The organism is Rhodococcus sp. OK519, from assembly GCF_003051005.1.
GTDB lineage: Bacteria > Actinomycetota > Actinomycetes > Mycobacteriales > Mycobacteriaceae > Prescottella.
Genome location: NZ_QAOW01000004.1, coordinates 339,337 through 356,296, shown reverse-complemented (window position 1 = coordinate 356,296; position 16,960 = coordinate 339,337). Strand labels below are relative to the sequence as shown.

The 16,960-nt window shown below is 69.9% G+C and carries 15 protein-coding genes; 8 read left to right on the top strand and 7 right to left on the bottom strand.

The genetic code is table 11. The features are described 5' to 3' along the window. Positions 1–47: 47 nt before the first annotated feature. Positions 48–1,043, top strand: a complete 996-nt coding sequence (locus C8K36_RS14000; RefSeq protein ID WP_258195411.1) for an esterase/lipase family protein — start codon at positions 48–50, stop codon at positions 1,041–1,043. A 14-nt stretch (positions 1,044–1,057) separates the two neighbouring features. Here C8K36_RS14000 and C8K36_RS13995 read toward each other — a convergent pair whose 3' ends face one another. Next, complete coding sequence (locus C8K36_RS13995) at positions 1,058–1,264, bottom strand: hypothetical protein (RefSeq protein WP_107985089.1); 207 nt, start codon at positions 1,262–1,264, stop codon at positions 1,058–1,060. A 209-nt stretch (positions 1,265–1,473) separates the two neighbouring features. Between C8K36_RS13995 and C8K36_RS13990 the strand changes: the two genes are divergently transcribed. The 4 genes from C8K36_RS13990 to C8K36_RS13975 all read left to right on the top strand — a co-directional run bounded on the left by C8K36_RS13990 (position 1,474) and on the right by C8K36_RS13975 (position 6,607). Further along, positions 1,474–3,135 (top strand): alpha/beta-hydrolase family protein, encoded by a 1,662-nt coding sequence (locus tag C8K36_RS13990; protein WP_107985205.1) that lies wholly within the window; start codon positions 1,474–1,476, stop codon positions 3,133–3,135. Between the two features lie 119 nt (positions 3,136–3,254). Next, the gene (gene fmt / locus C8K36_RS13985) at positions 3,255–4,178 is read left to right on the top strand and encodes a methionyl-tRNA formyltransferase (RefSeq protein WP_107985088.1); all 924 of its coding nucleotides are present in this window, start codon (positions 3,255–3,257) and stop codon (positions 4,176–4,178) included. Beyond that, positions 4,175–5,647 carry an RsmB/NOP family class I SAM-dependent RNA methyltransferase gene (locus C8K36_RS13980; protein WP_107985087.1) on the top strand — a complete coding sequence of 491 codons (1,473 nt, stop codon included), beginning with the start codon at positions 4,175–4,177 and terminating at the stop codon, positions 5,645–5,647. The genes fmt and C8K36_RS13980 overlap by 4 nt, the downstream gene beginning before the upstream one ends. Positions 5,648–5,749: 102 nt before the next feature. Then, complete coding sequence (locus tag C8K36_RS13975; RefSeq protein WP_107985086.1) at positions 5,750–6,607, top strand: mycofactocin-coupled SDR family oxidoreductase; 858 nt, start codon at positions 5,750–5,752, stop codon at positions 6,605–6,607. Between the two features lie 34 nt (positions 6,608–6,641). Here C8K36_RS13975 and C8K36_RS13970 read toward each other — a convergent pair whose 3' ends face one another. The 6 genes from C8K36_RS13970 to C8K36_RS13945 form a co-directional block, all read right to left on the bottom strand. Continuing rightward, positions 6,642–6,893, bottom strand: coding sequence for a DUF4235 domain-containing protein (locus C8K36_RS13970; protein ID WP_181319559.1), 252 nt, complete (start codon positions 6,891–6,893; stop codon positions 6,642–6,644). 82 nt (positions 6,894–6,975) lie between these two features. Continuing rightward, positions 6,976–7,578, bottom strand: coding sequence for an SAM-dependent methyltransferase (locus C8K36_RS13965; RefSeq protein WP_107985084.1), 603 nt, complete (start codon positions 7,576–7,578; stop codon positions 6,976–6,978). Further along, entirely contained in the window at positions 7,575–8,357 is a 783-nt protein-coding gene (locus tag C8K36_RS13960) for a PIG-L deacetylase family protein (protein ID WP_258195409.1), read from the bottom strand. Before C8K36_RS13960 ends, C8K36_RS13965 begins: the two co-directional genes overlap by 4 nt. Further along, a complete protein-coding gene (locus C8K36_RS13955; RefSeq protein WP_107985083.1) occupies positions 8,354–9,301 on the bottom strand; it encodes an acyl-CoA dehydrogenase family protein in 948 nt (315 codons plus the stop codon). The genes C8K36_RS13960 and C8K36_RS13955 overlap by 4 nt, the downstream gene beginning before the upstream one ends. Beyond that, positions 9,298–10,068 carry a glycosyltransferase gene (locus tag C8K36_RS13950; protein WP_107985082.1) on the bottom strand — a complete coding sequence of 257 codons (771 nt, stop codon included), beginning with the start codon at positions 10,066–10,068 and terminating at the stop codon, positions 9,298–9,300. Before C8K36_RS13950 ends, C8K36_RS13955 begins: the two co-directional genes overlap by 4 nt. A 93-nt stretch (positions 10,069–10,161) precedes the next feature. Continuing rightward, positions 10,162–12,549 carry a phosphoketolase family protein gene (locus C8K36_RS13945; RefSeq protein WP_107985081.1) on the bottom strand — a complete coding sequence of 796 codons (2,388 nt, stop codon included), beginning with the start codon at positions 12,547–12,549 and terminating at the stop codon, positions 10,162–10,164. Between the two features lie 251 nt (positions 12,550–12,800). Here C8K36_RS13945 and C8K36_RS13940 point away from each other — a divergent pair, with 251 nt between their 5' ends. The 3 genes from C8K36_RS13940 (at position 12,801) to rpe (ending at position 16,960) form a co-directional block, all read left to right on the top strand. Then, positions 12,801–13,817, top strand: coding sequence for a zinc-binding alcohol dehydrogenase family protein (locus tag C8K36_RS13940; RefSeq protein WP_181319542.1), 1,017 nt, complete (start codon positions 12,801–12,803; stop codon positions 13,815–13,817). Positions 13,818–13,890: 73 nt separating this feature from the next. Further along, entirely contained in the window at positions 13,891–16,266 is a 2,376-nt protein-coding gene (locus C8K36_RS13935) for a glycoside hydrolase family 65 protein (protein ID WP_107985080.1), read from the top strand. Positions 16,267–16,276: 10 nt separating this feature from the next. Then, a complete protein-coding gene (rpe, locus tag C8K36_RS13930) occupies positions 16,277–16,960 on the top strand; it encodes a ribulose-phosphate 3-epimerase (protein WP_107985079.1) in 684 nt (227 codons plus the stop codon).

The window sequence follows — 16,960 nt, the reverse complement described above, 5'->3', positions numbered from 1 at the left end:
GTGATCTTGGTAGACACGGTCCAGGTTTTCCGCCACGGGAGGTGCGTATGGGTCGGTCCGTACGAATGATCGCGGCAACGGCGGGAGTCGTACTCGTGATCGCCCTGGGTGCGTCGCGGGCGGCCGTCGGTGCGCTCCCGGTGGGATCGTCCGCCGCCGATACGTCGTATGTCGTTCCGACCCAACCGGGTCCGGTCCAGACTCGCCACGCCGCAGCGCTGCTGTACGCCGAGGACCATCCGGACTCGGCGCCGCCCGGCTCGAACGATTTCGAGTGCCGGACAGGCCCGACTGATCCGGATCCGGTCGTCCTTGTACACGGAAGCGACTCGGACTCGTACATCGACTGGGCCGCCCTGGCGCCGATGCTCGCCGAACGCGGCGCCTGCGTGTTCACGCTCAACTACGGTTCGGACGGCAAGCCCGGGAAGTACGCGCGGGGCGACATGGCGCGCAGCGCCGCCGAGGTGGCGGACTTCGTCGAACGGGTGCGTGCCGCGACCACGGCCGCCAAGGTCGACCTGGTGGGCTACTCGCAGGGCGCCACCGTCGCGCGCTACTACGTCAATCGACTCGGGGGCGCCGCGGTGGTCGATCGCTGGGTGGGGGTCGCGTCGCCCACGTACGGCGGCAACATGTACGGGATCGTCACACTGCTCAGACTTCTGCCGCGGCCGGACCGCATCGTCGAATGGCTCACGTCGGAGGCGATCAGCCAGCAGATGCAGGGGTCCGCGTTCCTGGCCGCACTCAATGCGGGGGGCGACACCGTGCCCGGTGTCAGGTACACCACGATCGGCTCGCGCTACGACGAGATGATCCAGCCCCACAGCAACATTGCGCTACGGGATCCGGGTGCGACGAATCTGTCGGTGCAGGATCTGTGCCCGGAGAACAAGGGTGGACACTTCAACATGGTGTACGACTCCTTCGCGCTCGGACTGGTTGTGCGCGAACTCGATCCCACGGCCCCCGCACCGGTGTGCCGGCCGGTCCCGCTGGGGACCGGGATCCTCGACATGATCGTCGTCAGTAACTCCTGACGGTCCGTGTCGGGTCATTCGGCGAGTTTCGCCACGGCCTGCGCCCACAGGAAATACTTGTTCGTGCCCAGATCGCGCACAGTCCTGATGTTGAACGCGGCCTTCAGGTGCTCGGCGTCGGAATCGCTCACACCCTGCAACGCCGAGACCGGCGCGTCGGCGAGATCGTCGACCGATCGCGTTTCGAAGGCCTTGTCGAACTTGGTGGCGATTCCCGTCATGTCGGCCTCCGAGCCTCGGTTTCGGGCGGGTCCAGACGCACCCGCGCTCGCAGTAGACCGCAGGACACGGCGGCAGCGTGGCGTTTGCGGCGTCGAAACGGTGTCGAGGCCTTATCGTTCCGGCCATGACTGCTGCCACCAGGACGTCCGGCGCCGCCGACGTGCCAGACGACCTACCCGCCGACGGTGGAGCCGACTCCCGGTCGGCGCTGAGCCGGTTCTGGCGCGGGACGCGGACGTACGGCCGGCGACTGCATCCGGTGGGGCTCGCCTTCGCCCTGGTGCTCTTCACATGGTCCATCAGCCCCTCGCTGCTGCCGCGTGCCTGGTACCTGCAGGGTGTCGCGACCGGAATCTCTGTCGCCGCCGGCTACGGGGCGGGGTGCCTGGCGGCCTGGGTGATCCGCTCGTGCGGCGTGCAACCGTCGTGGTCGCCGCGTACCCGGCGGATCGGCTGGTGGGTTCTCGGCGTCGCTGCCGTGATCCTCGTTCCCGTGTTCCTGGTGCTCGGCGGGGTGTGGCAGAACTACGTCCGTGATCTCGTCGGCATCGAGCGCACCCACCAGGCCAACGTCCTGTTGGTGTTTCTCATCGCTCTCGTCGTCTGGTTCGTGCTGCTCGAAGCGGGGCGGGGCATCCGGGTCGGGACCAGGAAGCTCGCCGCGCTGGCCCGGCGCCTGATTCCGCGGCCCGCTGCCAACGTGGCGGGGCTGGCTGTGGCGGTCCTGCTCGCAGTCCTGCTCGTCAACGGCGCGCTCTACAACGGCCTGGTTGCGTTTGCCAACTGGAGCTTCTCGGGCGCCGACACCGCAACCGCTGCCGGCGTCGAACAGCCGACCGTCCCCGAGCGGAGCGGGTCGCCCGCATCGGCGCAGGCGTGGGACACGCTCGGGCAGGAGGGGCGCACGTTCGTCGGCCGCGGCCCGGGTGCTGCGGACATCACCGCGGTCACGGGCCGTCCCGCGAAGGAACCGATCCGGGTGTACGCCGGACGCGAGTCGGCGGATTCCGTGCCTTCGGTCGCGAACCTGGTCGTCGCCGAACTGGACCGGACGAAGGCCTGGGAGCGAAAGGTCCTGGCCGTCAACACGACCACGGGACGCGGCTGGGTGAACCAGAGTGTGGCGTCGTCGCTCGAGTACATCGAGGCGGGCGACACGGCCATCGCGTCGATGCAGTATTCGTTCCTGCCGAGCCCGCTGGCGTTCATCGCGGACCGGGAGAGCCCGCAGATCGCCGGGCGCGCCCTCTTCAACGCGGTGTTCACCCGGTGGATCGACCTGCCGGTCGAAACCCGACCGAGGCTGGTGGTGTTCGGTGAGAGCCTGGGCTCCTACGGCGGCCAGAACGCCTTCGCCGGATTCCAGGACATGGCCGCCCGCGTCGACGGCGGACTCTGGGTCGGAACCCCCAACTTCACGCCACAGTGGCAGGAGGTGACGGCGGCCCGTGATGCCGGATCGCCGGAGATCCTGCCGGTGGTCGGAGACGGCGCCTCGGTGCGGTTCGCGTCCGAACCCGAGGACCTCGATCTCGGAACGCCGTGGAAACCGCGCCGGATCGTGTACTGGCAGCACGCGAGCGACCCCATCGTGTGGTGGTCGCCGAGCCTGCTGTTCAACGAGCCCGACTGGCTGCAGGAACCGCGGGGCCGCGACGTGGACCCCAACATGACGTGGATGCCGTTCGTGACGTTCTGGCAGGTGACCCTCGACATGGTGTTCTCCGCGGATGTGCCGGACGGGCACGGCCATTCGTACGGGCCCGAGGCCACCGGAATGTGGGCGCGAATTCTCCAGCCCGAGGGGTGGTCCGACGCGGACACCGCGCGGGTGCAGGCGGCGCTGACCGGGGATGGGGGCGCTCCGTAGAATCGCGGGGTGAACCCCCTCCCGGCACCGCCGGGATTCGACGCTCCGGGAGCCGCCCTCGTGAAGTCCGTGTCCACTCGCAGGACCACCCGTACCCCGCGCACGGAGGTCCGACGCTGATGCGGATCGTCTTCGCCGGGACACCGGAACCGGCCGTGCCGTCGCTGCGACGGCTGATCGACTCGGAGCGACACGAGGTGGTCGCCGTCGTCACCAGGCCCGACGCCGTCGCCGGCCGGGGCCGCAAACTGGTGCGCTCGCCGATCGGACAGCTCGCCGACGAACACGGCATCGAGGTGCTGACGCCGAAGTCGGCGTCCGACCCGGAGTTTCTCGCGCGACTGCAGGAACTGGCGCCGGACGCCTGCCCGGTCGTCGCGTACGGCAATCTGCTGCCGCGCCCGGTGCTCGATGTCCCGCGCTTCGGATGGATGAACCTGCACTTCTCGCTGCTGCCGGCGTGGCGCGGCGCGGCGCCCGTGCAGGCCGCCATCAACGCCGGTGACGAGATGACGGGCGCCACCGTGTTCGCGCTCGACGAGGGCATGGACACGGGTCCCGTGTACGGCGTCGTCACCGAGTCGATCCGCACGACCGACACCGCGGGCACGCTGCTCGGCCGACTTGCGGAGAGCGGTGCGATCCTGCTCGAGAGCGTCCTCGACGGCGTCGAGGAGGGGTCGGTTCAGGCGGTCCCGCAGCCTCGCGACGGCGTCTCGCACGCTCCGAAGGTGTCGGTCGAGTCGGCGCGGATCCGGTGGGATCAGCCCGCGCTCGCGGTGCACCGCCACGTTCGCTCCGTGACCCCGGCTCCCGGGGCCTGGACGATGATCGGTGATCTGCGGGTGAAGGTCGGACCGGTGACGTTGGCGCAGGAGACGCTGCCGCCGGGACGGATCGAGGTTCGCAAGGACGGCTTCTTCGTCGGGACGTCGACGACGGCGGTGCGCCTCGATCAGGTGCAGCCGCAGGGCAAGAAGCAGATGGCGGCAGTGGACTGGGCGCGCGGTGCGCGCCTCGACGGAGAGGTACGAGCACAGTGAGTGACGAGAAGCGACCGGCACGGCGATCCGGCGGAGCCGGAGGATCGAGTGGTCGCCCCGGAGGATCGGGCCGGCGCAACGATCGCCCGCGCCAGGCCCGCCGCCCGGATCCGGCGCAGGCCTCGGTCGATCAGCCACGCCGCGCGGCTCGCGACGTCCTGCGGGCCGTCCGCGAACGCGATTCGTACGCGAATCTGGTTCTGCCGGGCCTCCTTCGGGAGCGGCGGCTCGACGGCCGCGACGCCGCTCTGGCGACCGAGCTGGCGTACGGCGCGGCCCGGGCGCGTGGTCTGCTCGACGCGGTGATCGCCACGTGTGCGGGCCGCCCCGTCGAGGAGATCGACGGGCCGCTGCTCGACGTGCTGCAACTCGGCGCGTACCAACTGCTCCGCACCCGGGTCGCCCCGCACGCGGCGGTCGCCACGTCGGTGGACCTGGTGCGCGCGGAGGCCGGTCCCGGCAAGTCGGGGTTCGTCAACGCGGTGCTGCGACGGGTGTCGGAGAAGACCGAGGACGAGTGGGTCGCCGAGCTCGCTCCCGACGCCGTCACCGATCCGGTGGGTCACCTGGCCTTCCGCTACGCGCATCCGAAGTGGATCGCGCAGGCGTTTGCGGACTCCCTCGGCGCCGACGCCGCCGAACTGCAGGACGTGCTGATCGCAGATGATGCCCGGCCCACCGTGCACCTCGTCGCGCGTCCGGGCGAGATCTCCGCGGAGGAACTCGCGCTCGTCACCGGTGGTGAGATGGGTCCGTACTCGCCGTACGCGGTGCACCTCGACGGTGGCGATCCCGGCCAGCTCGATGCGGTACGCGAGGGTCTCGCGGGGGTGCAGGACGAGGGCAGCCAGCTGGTGGCCCGCGCGCTGACGCTGGCGCCGCTCGACGGACCCGACGGTGGGCGATGGCTCGACCTGTGCGCTGGACCCGGCGGCAAGGCCGCCCTGCTGGGCGCCCTCGTCGGCATCGAGGGCGGACGGCTCGACGCGGTGGAGCCGTCCGAGCATCGGGCGGAGTTGGTACGCAAGACCACCAAGGACCTGCCGGTGGACGTGCACGTCGCGGACGGCCGCGACCCGGGTCTCGACGGCGGCTACGACCGAGTCCTCGTCGACGCGCCCTGCACCGGCCTGGGCGCGCTGCGGCGCCGGCCGGAGGCCCGGTGGCGGCGGCAGCCGTCGGACGTGGCCGCGCTGGTGAAGCTGCAGCGCGAGTTGTTGGCGTCGGCCCTGAAGCTGGTTCGTCCTGGTGGCGTGGTGATGTACTCGACGTGTTCGCCGCATGCGTCCGAGACGGTCGCGGTGGTGGCGGACGCGGTCCGCCGGCACGGTGCGATCGCCCTCGACACGCGCGAGCTGGTGCCCGGTGTCCCGGGCCTGGGCGAGGGCCCGGGCGTCCAGCTGTGGCCTCACCGCCACGGGACGGACGCGATGTTCATGGCGGCGCTGCGCAGGCCGTCGGACTCCTGATCCGGACCCGACGAACGTGGCCTGAGTCACAGTCGAACGTGTTCTAATCCACAGTGGGCGGCGGCACCGCCGCTCACTGTGGACGGCCACGGAGGAGCACTGATGAATCGGGTTGCCGGGAAAGTCGTTCTGATCACGGGCGCCGCACGCGGGCAGGGACGCAGTCACGCCGTCCACCTCGCCGACGAGGGCGCGGACATCATCGCCTTCGACATCTGCGCCGACATCGGCAGCAACGAGTACCCGCTCGCCACCGAGGCGGACCTCGAGGAGACCGGGCATCTGGTCGAGAAGGCCGGGCGCCGGGTCGTCACCGCCAAGGTGGACGTGCGGGACCGCGCTGCCCTCGAACGCGAACTGACGGCGGCGGTGAAAAAGCTCGGCCGCCTGGACGTCGTGGTCGCCAATGCGGGAATCTGCCCGCTCGGCAACCACATTCCGCCGCAGGGGTTCGTCGATGCGTTCGACGTCGACTTCGTCGGGGTCGTCAACACGATCCACGCGGCGATGCCGCATCTCGGTGCCGGCGCATCGATCATCGCCACCGGATCGGTGGCGGGCCTCGTCCCGCAGACGGGAATCAACGGACAGCAAGCGCTGCAGGGCCCCGGCGGCGACGGCTACGGCCTCGCCAAAAAGATGATCGCGACCTACACGCACTCGCTGGCGTTGACGCTGGGCCCCAGTTCGATTCGCGTCAACGCGATCCACCCCACCAACTGCAACACGCCGATGCTGCAGAGCCCGCCGATGTACAAGACGTTCCGGCCCGATCTCGAGAACCCGACGGCCGCGGACGCCGAGGTGACGTTCCCGTTCATGCAGGCGATGCCGACACCGTGGGTCGAACCCGAGGACATCTCGCACGCGGTGGTGTTCCTCGCGTCGGACGAGTCGCGGTTCGTCACCGGCCAGCAGTTGAGGGTGGACGCGGGCGCGGGGATGAAACTCGGAGTCTGAGCTTCGTCCCCGCGCCCGGCCGCGGTCCGCGGGGTCAGTTCGTCAGTGCGCGATATCCCTTGGCGCCGGCGCGGTCGACCGCGGCCTTGACCACGGCGAAGATGGCGCCCTGCAGCGCCGCGGCGACCAGAACTTCCCGGTTCGAGCGCTCGAGATCCGTCGCGTCCGGTGCATGGTCGTCGTCGCCGACCCGCTTCCAGATCTCCCGGAACGCGACGCCGGCCAACAGGCCGCCGAGCACTCCGGTGGCGAGAGACAGCGGCTTGTACAACGCCTTCGCGGTCATCTTGTTCACGATCAGGTTTCCCTTCGTAGGTGCGGGCCGATACGGGCCTGCAGCGGTGGTGTCGTGGTCGGTTGTGGACGGCTCATCCCAGCAGGCCCTCGCGGGCAGCCACGGAGCGGACGGATGGCTCGAAGGTCTCGATCAGAACGTCCGGGTCGGCGTACCGCGCGGTGCGCGCGAGGCCCGACTGCGCCGCCAGCACGGTGTGGACGGCGTCCCCGGTCTGCGGGTAGTCCGGGACCGGGTGGCGCCAGTGCGCTGCGAGGAGCACCCCGTCGTCGTCCAGGTGCTCGACCAGGTCACCGAGCGCCCGGGTCAGTTCCTCGGGGTGCAGGTAGTACGCGACCTCACTGAGTACGACGAGATCGAAGGTCTCGGCCGGCCACGGGTCGCCCAGCGCCCAGCGTCGGAACGAGACATTGCATTCCCCGAGCCGCGACCGCGCGCGGTCGAGTGCCTCGTCGGCGACATCGGTGGCGAGGACGTGCTCGCAGCGCGGTGTCAGTACCTCGGTGAGATTGCCGATCGAGCAACCCGGCTCGAATGCCGAGCGGAATCGTCGACGGGGCAGTATCGCCGCGGTGAGGGCGCGCTTGCGTTCCTCGTACCAGCGCTCGCCGAATCCCCAGGGATCCGCCGAGTCGGCGTACATCCGGTCGAAGTAGTCGTCGGGCATTCGGTTCACGGGACGAACACCGTCTCGTGGTCGCGCAGCAGTCTGTCGAGGATCCGCGGTGGCAGGATCGCGCGATCGGCGGGGTCGGGGGACAGGTCCGCTGTCTGGCTGGTGAACTCGGCAACGGCGTCCCGCTTGAGTCGCTGTCGACGGCCCGTCGGGTGGAAGGTTCTCGCGCGGTGCCACGGAACGGACGGATCGAGCGGATACGACCAGTGCCACAACCAGATCGGGTACTCGATCAGCACCGCCCCCGCCTGCCGGGCGGCGTATGCGGCAGCCCGCCCGACGGACTCGTGGTCCGGATGCCCGTCGTGTCGATAGGGTGCCGCGCACCATGCGCCGGGGCGCAGGCGTTCGGTGATCATCTCTGCGAGTTCCTTCTCGTGATCCGAGACGGAGCCGTCGGGCAGTCCGAGTCGGTCGGGGGCGGGCAACCCGAGGCGCTGCGCGGCACGTTCGGACTCGGTACGGCGCATCGCTGCGAGCGCGTCGGGTGTGACAGTCGGTGAGTCCGGGTGTGACGCTTCACCGTCGGTGACGGAGAGGATGGACACCGGGGTGCCGCGCGCCGCGAGCTCCGACGCGAGCGCTCCGACGCCCAGCACCTCGTCGTCGGGATGCGGAGCGGCGACGAGAAGTTCCGGGCATGTGTGGACGTCGAGGTGGGCGAAGGAGGTGTTCCCGGCCCACTCGGATTCGGGGGTCCCGCCGGCCTCTACGGGGACGGCGCCGAACCGTTCGGACGTTGTTCGAGGATGCGAGATCCGGGGCGCGTTCGCCGTCACAGGATGCTCCTTTCGGGTCGGGTGAGGGCGGCTCCCAGATCGGCGAGGTCGTGTTCTGCGTGACTCTGGCGGAGATACACGGTGAGGTCGGCCACCAACTGCGCGTGGGCGTGGTTGTCGCACAGCGGCCCGGCGCCCAGCGCTCGTCCCACCCGGTCGAGCGTCTCGGTCGCGGCGGCCTCGGCGACGGCGCGCACCCGTCGTGCACGGATCCGGCCGGCGTGCGCATCGGTCGGATCGGCGTCGAGTTCCGCGGCCGCGACATCGAGGACGCACTCCACCGAGTACAGCGCGGCGTCCACCGCCCCCAGATGGGCCAGCCGGTGGGGATCGTCGCCCGCGCGACGCCGGAGCTGGTCCGCGACGGCGAGGGCACCGCCGTACCAGCAGGCGGCCACGCCGATCGCGCCGTGCCAGAATCCGGGGCGGGTCAGGTACGCGCCGGGATCCCCGACCCGGACGGCGGGAACGCCGACGAAATCCACAGCCCCGGAGTCGCTCGCCGCCATGCCGACCGCATGCCACGTGTCGGGCACCGCCACTGTGTCGGGTCCTCGCAGATCGACCGCGTACAGCGCCCGTTCACCCTCGAGCCGCGCGGTCACGAGCGCGTGCGTGCACGTGTGCGCACCCGAACACCAGGGCTTGCGTCCGTCGAGCACGAAACCCGATGCGGTGCGGTGTGCAGTGAGAACCGGTGAGGGCGGCTCTGCGGCCCACACGCCCCAGAGTTCACCCGGGCGGGGTTGCGGACCCCGCAGTTCGGCGAGGATCGCGACCGCGTCCGCGTGTGCCTCGAGGATTCGAGCCCCGACGAGATCGCTGCGCGCCGCGTCGGTGAGCGCCTGCCACCTGCTCCTCGTGCCGCCCGACCCCGGCAACGGCCAACCGGTGGCGTCGTCGGGTGTCACGTTCGGATGGACGGTAACCGAACTCATCGTCATCGTTCCTCCACGGCCGCAGCGCTGACCACGAGGCCCGATGATCCGCTCGCCGCGGCGACGGAGTGCAGGTACTGGCCGAAGCCCCCCGGTGCCCGGGGATCGCGGCGATCGGAGGTCGAGACGATGCTCTGCTCGTCCCACGCGATGCGGTGCCCGGCGCGCTGCAGACGGTCGACGAGGTCCACGTCCTCGCCGGTGGCGTGGGCGTGAAAGCCACCGAGGGCGCCGTACACGTCCGCGCGGATCCCGAGGTTCGCCCCGTGTACGTGACCGTGCACCGAGCCGTCGCGTCGGCGATACCGACGTTCGTATCGACTTCTGGTCGCAGCGGTGTGATGCGTCCAATCGACGCGCACGGTGCCCACCATCGCGTCGTGGTCGGCCCAGAACACCAACTGGTCGACGAACCAGGATTCCGGCACGACCGAATCCGCGTCCGTGGTCGCGAACCACACGTCGTCACGGCCGACGCATCCACTCGCGGCGAAGCCGGCGGCCCGAGCGGCGCCCACGTTGCGGCCTCGGACGTCGATCCGAGCTACGCCCTCGGGGATCACCGCCTCGGTGCCGTCCGTGCAGGCGTCGAGGACGACCGTCGTCCGCACCGGCACCGGGCAGCGTCGTGCGGCGGCGTCCAATGCTGTCAGGCAGCGCGGGAGAAGATCTCGCTCGTCGTGGGCCGGGACGACTGTGACGACGCACTTCGGCGCGCGGGCGGGACCCGTCCGGTGAGCGGAGCGCGGGTCGGGGTTTGCGTTACAGGACACAGGTGCTCCTCTCGAAAAGATATCAGGCGTCTTCGGGAGATAATCTGTGTCGAATCTTGCACATTCGGTGGTCGATTGCACGGCAACTGCTGATCACACAGGTTCGGGCCACACCCAGTTCCGGACCTCGGGCATGTCCTCGAGATGCTCGCGCACGTATCCGTGATGGCGTTCGAGCATGCGCTCGCAGTACCCGGACAGGGCCTCGGCGCCGGCCGGCGTCCGAGTGGATCGTCGCAGCGCCTCGATCGCGAGGTGGTAGCGGCTCATGTGGTTGAGCACCACCATGTCGAAGGGCGTCGTCGTCGAACCCTGCTCGGTATAGCCGCGGACGTGGAACCGATCGGGGTTCATCCGGCCGTGCAGCAACTGGTGGAAGGCGCGGGCGTAGCCGTGCCACGCGACGACGACGTCGACGTCCTCGGTGAACAAGTGCGCGAAGTCCTCGTGCGAGCGCCCGTGCGGATGCACGTCGGGCGGCGCCATCGACATCAGGTCGACGACGTTGACGACCCGCACCCGCAGATCCGGGACGTGTCCGCGCAGTAGTGCCGCGGCCGCGAGCGTCTCCTCGGTGGGCACGTCGCCGACACACGCGAGCACGATGTCGGGTTCGGCGCCGGGGGAGCCCTCGGTGTTCTCGGTGCCCGCCCAGTCCCAGATCGAGGCGCCCGCGTCGACGTGCTCGCGGGCCTGCTCGAGTGGGAGGTACTGCGGATGCGACTGCTTGTCGACGACGAGCAGGTTGACGCAGTCCCGCTCGGCGAACACGTGCTCCGCCACCACCAGCAGACAGTTGGAATCCGGAGGCAGATAGACGCGGGTGACACCGCCGGACAGGGAGAGCACCGTGTCGATCAGCCCCGGACCCTGGTGTGAGAACCCGTTGTGGTCGTTGCGCCAACAGGTGGAGGTGAGCAGGATGTTCAGGCTCGCGACCGGTGCGCGCCAGTCGAGCGAGCGGGCCCGTTCGAGCCACTTGGTGTGCTGGATCGTCATGGACGCGCTCACCATGGCGAATGCCTCGTAGGTCGCGAACAGGCCGTGCCGCCCGGTGAGCAGATAGCCCTCGAGCCAGCCCTGGCACAGGTGCTCCGACAACACCTCCATCACGCGGCCGTGGCGACCGACGTGATCGTCGCCCGGGACGACGGTCCCGGCGGAGCAGCGGTCGGTCACCTCGAACACCGCGCCGAGTCGGTTGCTGTTCGTCTCGTCGGGGCAGAACAGTCGGAAGTTGTCCGGGTTGGCGACGTAGATGTCGCGCAGCAACTCGCCCAGTGGACGCGTCGTCTCGTGGTGGGTCGCACCGGGCGCCTGCACGTCGACGGCGTACCGCGCCACCGCGGGAAGGTCGAGGTCGCGTAGAAGTCGGCCGCCGTTCGCGTGCGGGTTCGCGCCCATCCGTTTATCGCCCGTCGGGGCGAGCGCCGCGAGTTCGGGTACCAGGCGGCCCTGCGGATCGAACTGGTCGTCCGGTGCGTACGAGCGCATCCATTCCTCGAGCCTGAGCAGGTGGGCGGGATCCTCGCGGACGTCGGCGATGGGGACCTGGTGCGCGCGGAACGTCCCCTCCACCTGGACGCCGTCGACGACGTCCGGGCCCGTCCAGCCCTTCGGGGTGCGGAGCACAATAGCGGGCCAGCGCGGCCGGTCCGGCAAGCCCGAGTCGCGGGCGTCGCGGCGGATTCGGGTGATCGCGGTATGGGCGCGGTCGAGGGTTTCGGCCAGGTCGCGGTGCACCTGCATCGGATCGTCGCCGGAGACGAGCACCGCGTCCCACCCGAAGGCGCGGATCACCGCGAGCACCTCGTCGTCGGTGCGGCGCCCGAGCACCGTCGGTCCGGAGATCTTGTAGCCGTTGAGGTGCAGAATCGGCAGCACGGCGCCGTCCCTCGTGGCGTCGAGGAAGAACGGCACCTTCCACGAAGCGGACAGGGGACCGGTCTCGGCCTCGCCGTCGCCGACGACGCATGCGACGATCAGATCCGGATTGTCCATCGCGGCGCCGGCGGCGTGCGCGAGCGAATAGCCGAGTTCGCCGCCCTCGTTGATCGAGCCCGGAGTCTCGACACCGGAATGGCTCGGGATTCCGCCCGGGGTCGAGAACTGTCGCGCCAGCCTGCGCAGCCCCGCCTCATCCGGTGTCACATCCGGATACAACTGCGAATACGTGCCCTCCAGATACGTGTTCGCCACGACGGCCGGGCCGCCGTGACCGGGCCCGGCGATAAACAGCACATCCGCGTCGGTGCGTCGGATGAGCCGGTTGAGGTGCGCATACACGAGTGACAGGCCGGGACTCGTGCCCCAGTGCCCGAGCAGGCGGGGTTTGATGTCCGGCGGCACCAGCGGTCGTCGGAGCAGGACGTTGTCGCGCAGGTAGATCTGCGCGACCGTCAGATAGTTGGCCGCCATCCAGTACCGGTGGAGCAGTCGGAGTTCGTCGTCGGTTGCGAGGTCGTTCGGGCTTGTGGCCATCGAGCGGTCCTCCGTTCGGGGGGCGAAGGTGTCTCCATCCTGACTGCTGGTTCCCGTCTGCGCATGAGATCTGCCGCCGGGCCGACCGGTTCCTCCGGTTCCCCCTTGTTGTGGGCGCGTCGAACCAGGCATCCTGGAAGTGGCGACCGCGGCACTCTCCGAAGAGGCCGTGTACCGGTCCCGCCGGCGCCTTCGCGACGAAGTACGGATCTTGTATGCGGACTGACAACTCGCGCACCTCGAGTACAACGATGCCGGCCACCACCATGCGCGCCTGGCGGACCACGAGACCGGGCCCGCTCACCGATCGTCCGCTGCATCTGGGGCGCGAGCTGCTCCCGCGGCCGACGAGCAAGGAACTCCTGGTCAGAGTGCTGGCATGCGGTGTCTGCCGAACCGATCTGCACGTCGTCGAGGGCGAGCTGCGGCCGCACCGGCTCAACGTGGTGCCCGGGCACGAGGTGATCGGGGAGGTCGTCGGTGTCGGCGACGAGGCCGGTGGTCGATTCTCGGTGGGGCAGCGGGTCGGTGTCGCGTGGCTGCGGGGCACCTGCGGGCATTGCCGGTACTGCGTTCGCGGCGACGAGAACCTGTGCCCCTATTCGACGTACACCGGGTGGGACGCCGACGGGGGTTACGCCGAGTACACGACGGTGCCCGCCGACTACGCCCTCGAACTGCCGACCGGCTACCCGGTCGTGGAACTGGCTCCGCTGCTGTGCGCGGGCATCATCGGCTATCGCTCATTGCAGCGGGCCGATCTGCCTGACGGCGGCAGTCTCGGCATCTACGGGTTCGGGGGCAGCGCGCATCTGACTGCGCAGGTCGCACTCGCCCGGGGCGCGCGGGTGCACGTGATGACTCGCGGGGCCGAGGCCCGCGAACTTGCGTTCAGCCTGGGCGCCGCATCCGTTCAGGGGGCAGCCGATCCGCCCCCGGAGCCGCTGGATTCGGCGATTCTGTTCGCCCCTGCCGGTGACCTGGTGCTTCCGGCGCTCGAGGCGCTCGACGCGGGCGGCACGCTGGCGGTTGCCGGCATTCATCTCAGCGACATCCCGCCGCTGAACTACCAGCGTCACCTGTTCCGGGAGCGCCAACTGCGCAGTGTCACCGCGAACACCCGGGACGATGCGCGCGAGTTCCTCGCGTTCGCGCAGCAGCACCGCCTGCGGGTCAGCGCGCATCGATATCCGCTCGATGCGGCAGACAAGGCGCTCGCCGACCTCGCCGGTGGAGTGTTCGGCGGCGCCGCCGTTCTCGTGCCGTGAGCGCGCCACTGTCCTAGCGTGGACTCACCGGCCCGATCGCAGTGGGCCGGCCCGTGAGTGGGAGGACGGCCGCATGATCACCCATCCCGCCTTCACCGTCGAACCGTGGAGTCTCCGCGCGACGACCCTCGACCTCGACGTCCTCGCACAGACGGAATCGTTGTTCGCGCTCGCGAACGGGCATCTGGGCTGGCGGGCCAACCTCGACGAGGGGGACCCGCACGGCCTGCCCGGTAGCTACCTGGCCGGTGTGTACGAGGTACGGCCGATGCCGTACGCGGAGCCCGGCTACGGCTACCCCGATTCGGGCGAGACCATCATCAACGTCACCGACGGCAAGATCGTGCGCCTGCTCGTCGACGACGAACCGTTCGACGTCCGCCGAGGCAAGATCCTGGTGCACGAACAGGAACTGGACCTGCGGGCCGGAGTGTTGCGGCGCAAGGTCGAGTGGCGCTCGCCCGCGGGCCGGACCGTCCGGGTCACCACGACACGACTTGTGTCGTTCACGCAACGCACGGTCGGGGCGATCGACTACGTCGTCGAGGCGTTGGACGGCCCCGCCCGCGTGGTCCTGCAGTCGGAACTCGTCGCGAACGAGCCGATGCCGCAGCAGGAGGCGGACCCGCGTGCGGCCGCGGTCCTGGCGGAACCGCTCTTCGCGGAGGAGAACTTCCACCACGAGGCCCTCGTCCAACTGACTCACACCACGGCCCAGAGTGGGTTGCGGATCGCCGTTGCGATGGACCACGAGGTGACCGGACCGGGCGTGCACATCGACGTCGAGAGCTACCCCGATCAGGGCCGGGTGACGATCACGTCGGAACTGTCGCAGGGCGAACGCGTGCGGATGGTCAAGTATGTGTCGCACGCGTGGTCGGCGCGCCGCACCGCCCCGGCGATGCGGGACCAGGTGGCGGGGGAGTTGACGCTCGCCCGCGAGAGTGGCTGGGACGGGCTGGTTTCCGAGCAGCGCGCGTACCTCGACGCGTTCTGGGCGCTCGCCGACGTGACCGTCGACGGCGACCCCGAGATCCAACAGGCGGTGCGCTTCGCGCTGTTCCACATCCTGCAGGCGTCGGCTCGCGCCGAGGGCACCGCGATCGCGTCGAAGGGGCTGACGGGCCGCGGATACGACGGTCATGCCTTCTGGGACACCGAGATGTTCGTGCTGCCGGTGCTGACGTCGGTCCTGCCGCGGGCCGTGGCCGACGCGCTCCGCTGGCGGCATTCGACGCTCGATCAGGCCCGCAACCGGGCCCGCCAACTGGGGTTCGAGGGGGCAGCCTTCCCGTGGCGGACGATCACCGGCAAGGAGTGCAGCGGCTACTGGCCGGCGGGTGCGGCCGCCTTCCATGTCAACGCGGCGATCGCGCGCGCGGCGATCGGCTACATCCGGACCAACGGCAACGGCGAATTCGAACGGACCGTCGGCCTGGACCTGCTGGTCGAGACGGCCCGGCTGTGGCACTCGCTCGGATACTTCGACGAGGAGGGGTCGTTCCGCATCGACGGTGTCACCGGCCCGGACGAGTACAGCGCGCTCGTGCGCAACAACCTCTACACGAACCTGATGGCGCGCGAGAATCTGGAATCGGCGGTCGCGGTGGTCGAATGCCACCGCGAGCGGATGCCCGATCTCGGGATCACCGACCAGGAACTCGGTGGCTGGCGCACCGCCGCGGCGCGAATGTTCGTCCCGTACGACGGGCCGCGCGGCGTGCATCCGCAGTCCTCCGGATTCACCGATCGCCAGGTCTGGGACTTCGCGTCGACGTCGCCTGCGCAGTATCCGCTGCTGCTGCACTTTCCGTACTTCGACCTGTACCGCAAGCAGGTGGTCAAGCAGGCGGACGTCGTGCTGGCGATGCAGTGGGTCCCCGACGAGTTCACGGACGAGCAGAGGGCGCGGAACTTCGCGTACTACGAGCGGCTCACGGTGCGGGACTCGTCGCTGTCGGCGTGTAGTCAGGCGGTCGTCGCCGCCGACGTCGGCGCCGTCGATCTCGCCCTCGACTATCTCGGGGAGACGGCGCTGATCGACCTGCACAACCTGGAACACAACACCAGCGACGGCCTGCACCTCGCCTCGCTCGCCGGCATCTGGATCGTCCTCGTCCAAGGATTCGGTGGCGCGCGCCGACGTCGGTCCGGGATCACGTTCCGGCCGACGCTGCCGCAGGGCATCGATCGCCTCGCGTTCGGGGTGGCCGCCGCGGGATGTCGTTTGCGCGTGGAGATCGACCACGTCGAGACGCGGTACCACCTCGTGGTGGGCGACGAGTTGACGCTGCAGCACGACGGTACGTCGATCACGTTGCACCACAACGAGGTTCGCGTGATGCCGACGGTGCATCCGCCGGCGGGGCCGGTGGTGACACAGCCTGCCGGACGGGTGCCCGCCAGGCGGCACCCCGGCACCGGCGATCGGTCGCGGTCCGCCGACTAAACTCGCCGTCGTGGCAACCCCGATGATCGCACCGTCCATCCTCTCCGCCGATTTCGCGCGCCTGGCCGAGGAGGCCGACGCCGTGGCCGGCGCCGACTGGCTGCACGTGGACGTCATGGACGCCCACTTCGTGCCCAACCTGACGCTGGGACTGCCGGTGGTGCAGAGCCTGTTGCAGGCCACCGACATCCCGTTGGACTGCCACCTGATGATCGACGATCCGGGCCGTTGGGCGCCGCCGTACGCGGAAGCCGGGGCGCACAACGTCACGTTCCACGCCGAGGCCACGGACGACCCGATCGCGGTCGCTCGTGACATCCGCGCCGCGGGTGCGAAGGCCGGCCTGAGCATCAAGCCGAACACGCCGATCGAGCCGTACCTCGAGATCCTGAAGAGCTTCGACACGCTGCTCGTGATGAGCGTCGAACCCGGATTCGGCGGACAGTCGTTCATCCCGGCGGTCCTCGACAAGGCCCGCGCCGTCCGCAAGCTCGTCGACTCCGGGGACCTGCGGCTGCTGGTGGAGATCGACGGCGGCATCAACGTCGACACCATCGAACAGGCCGCCGAGGCCGGCATCGACTGCTTCGTCGCGGGATCCGCGGTCTACGGTGCCGCCGACCCCGCCGCGGCGGTCCGCGGACTGCGGGAGCAGGCGGCCAAGGCATCGCCGCACCTGACGCTGGCGATCTGA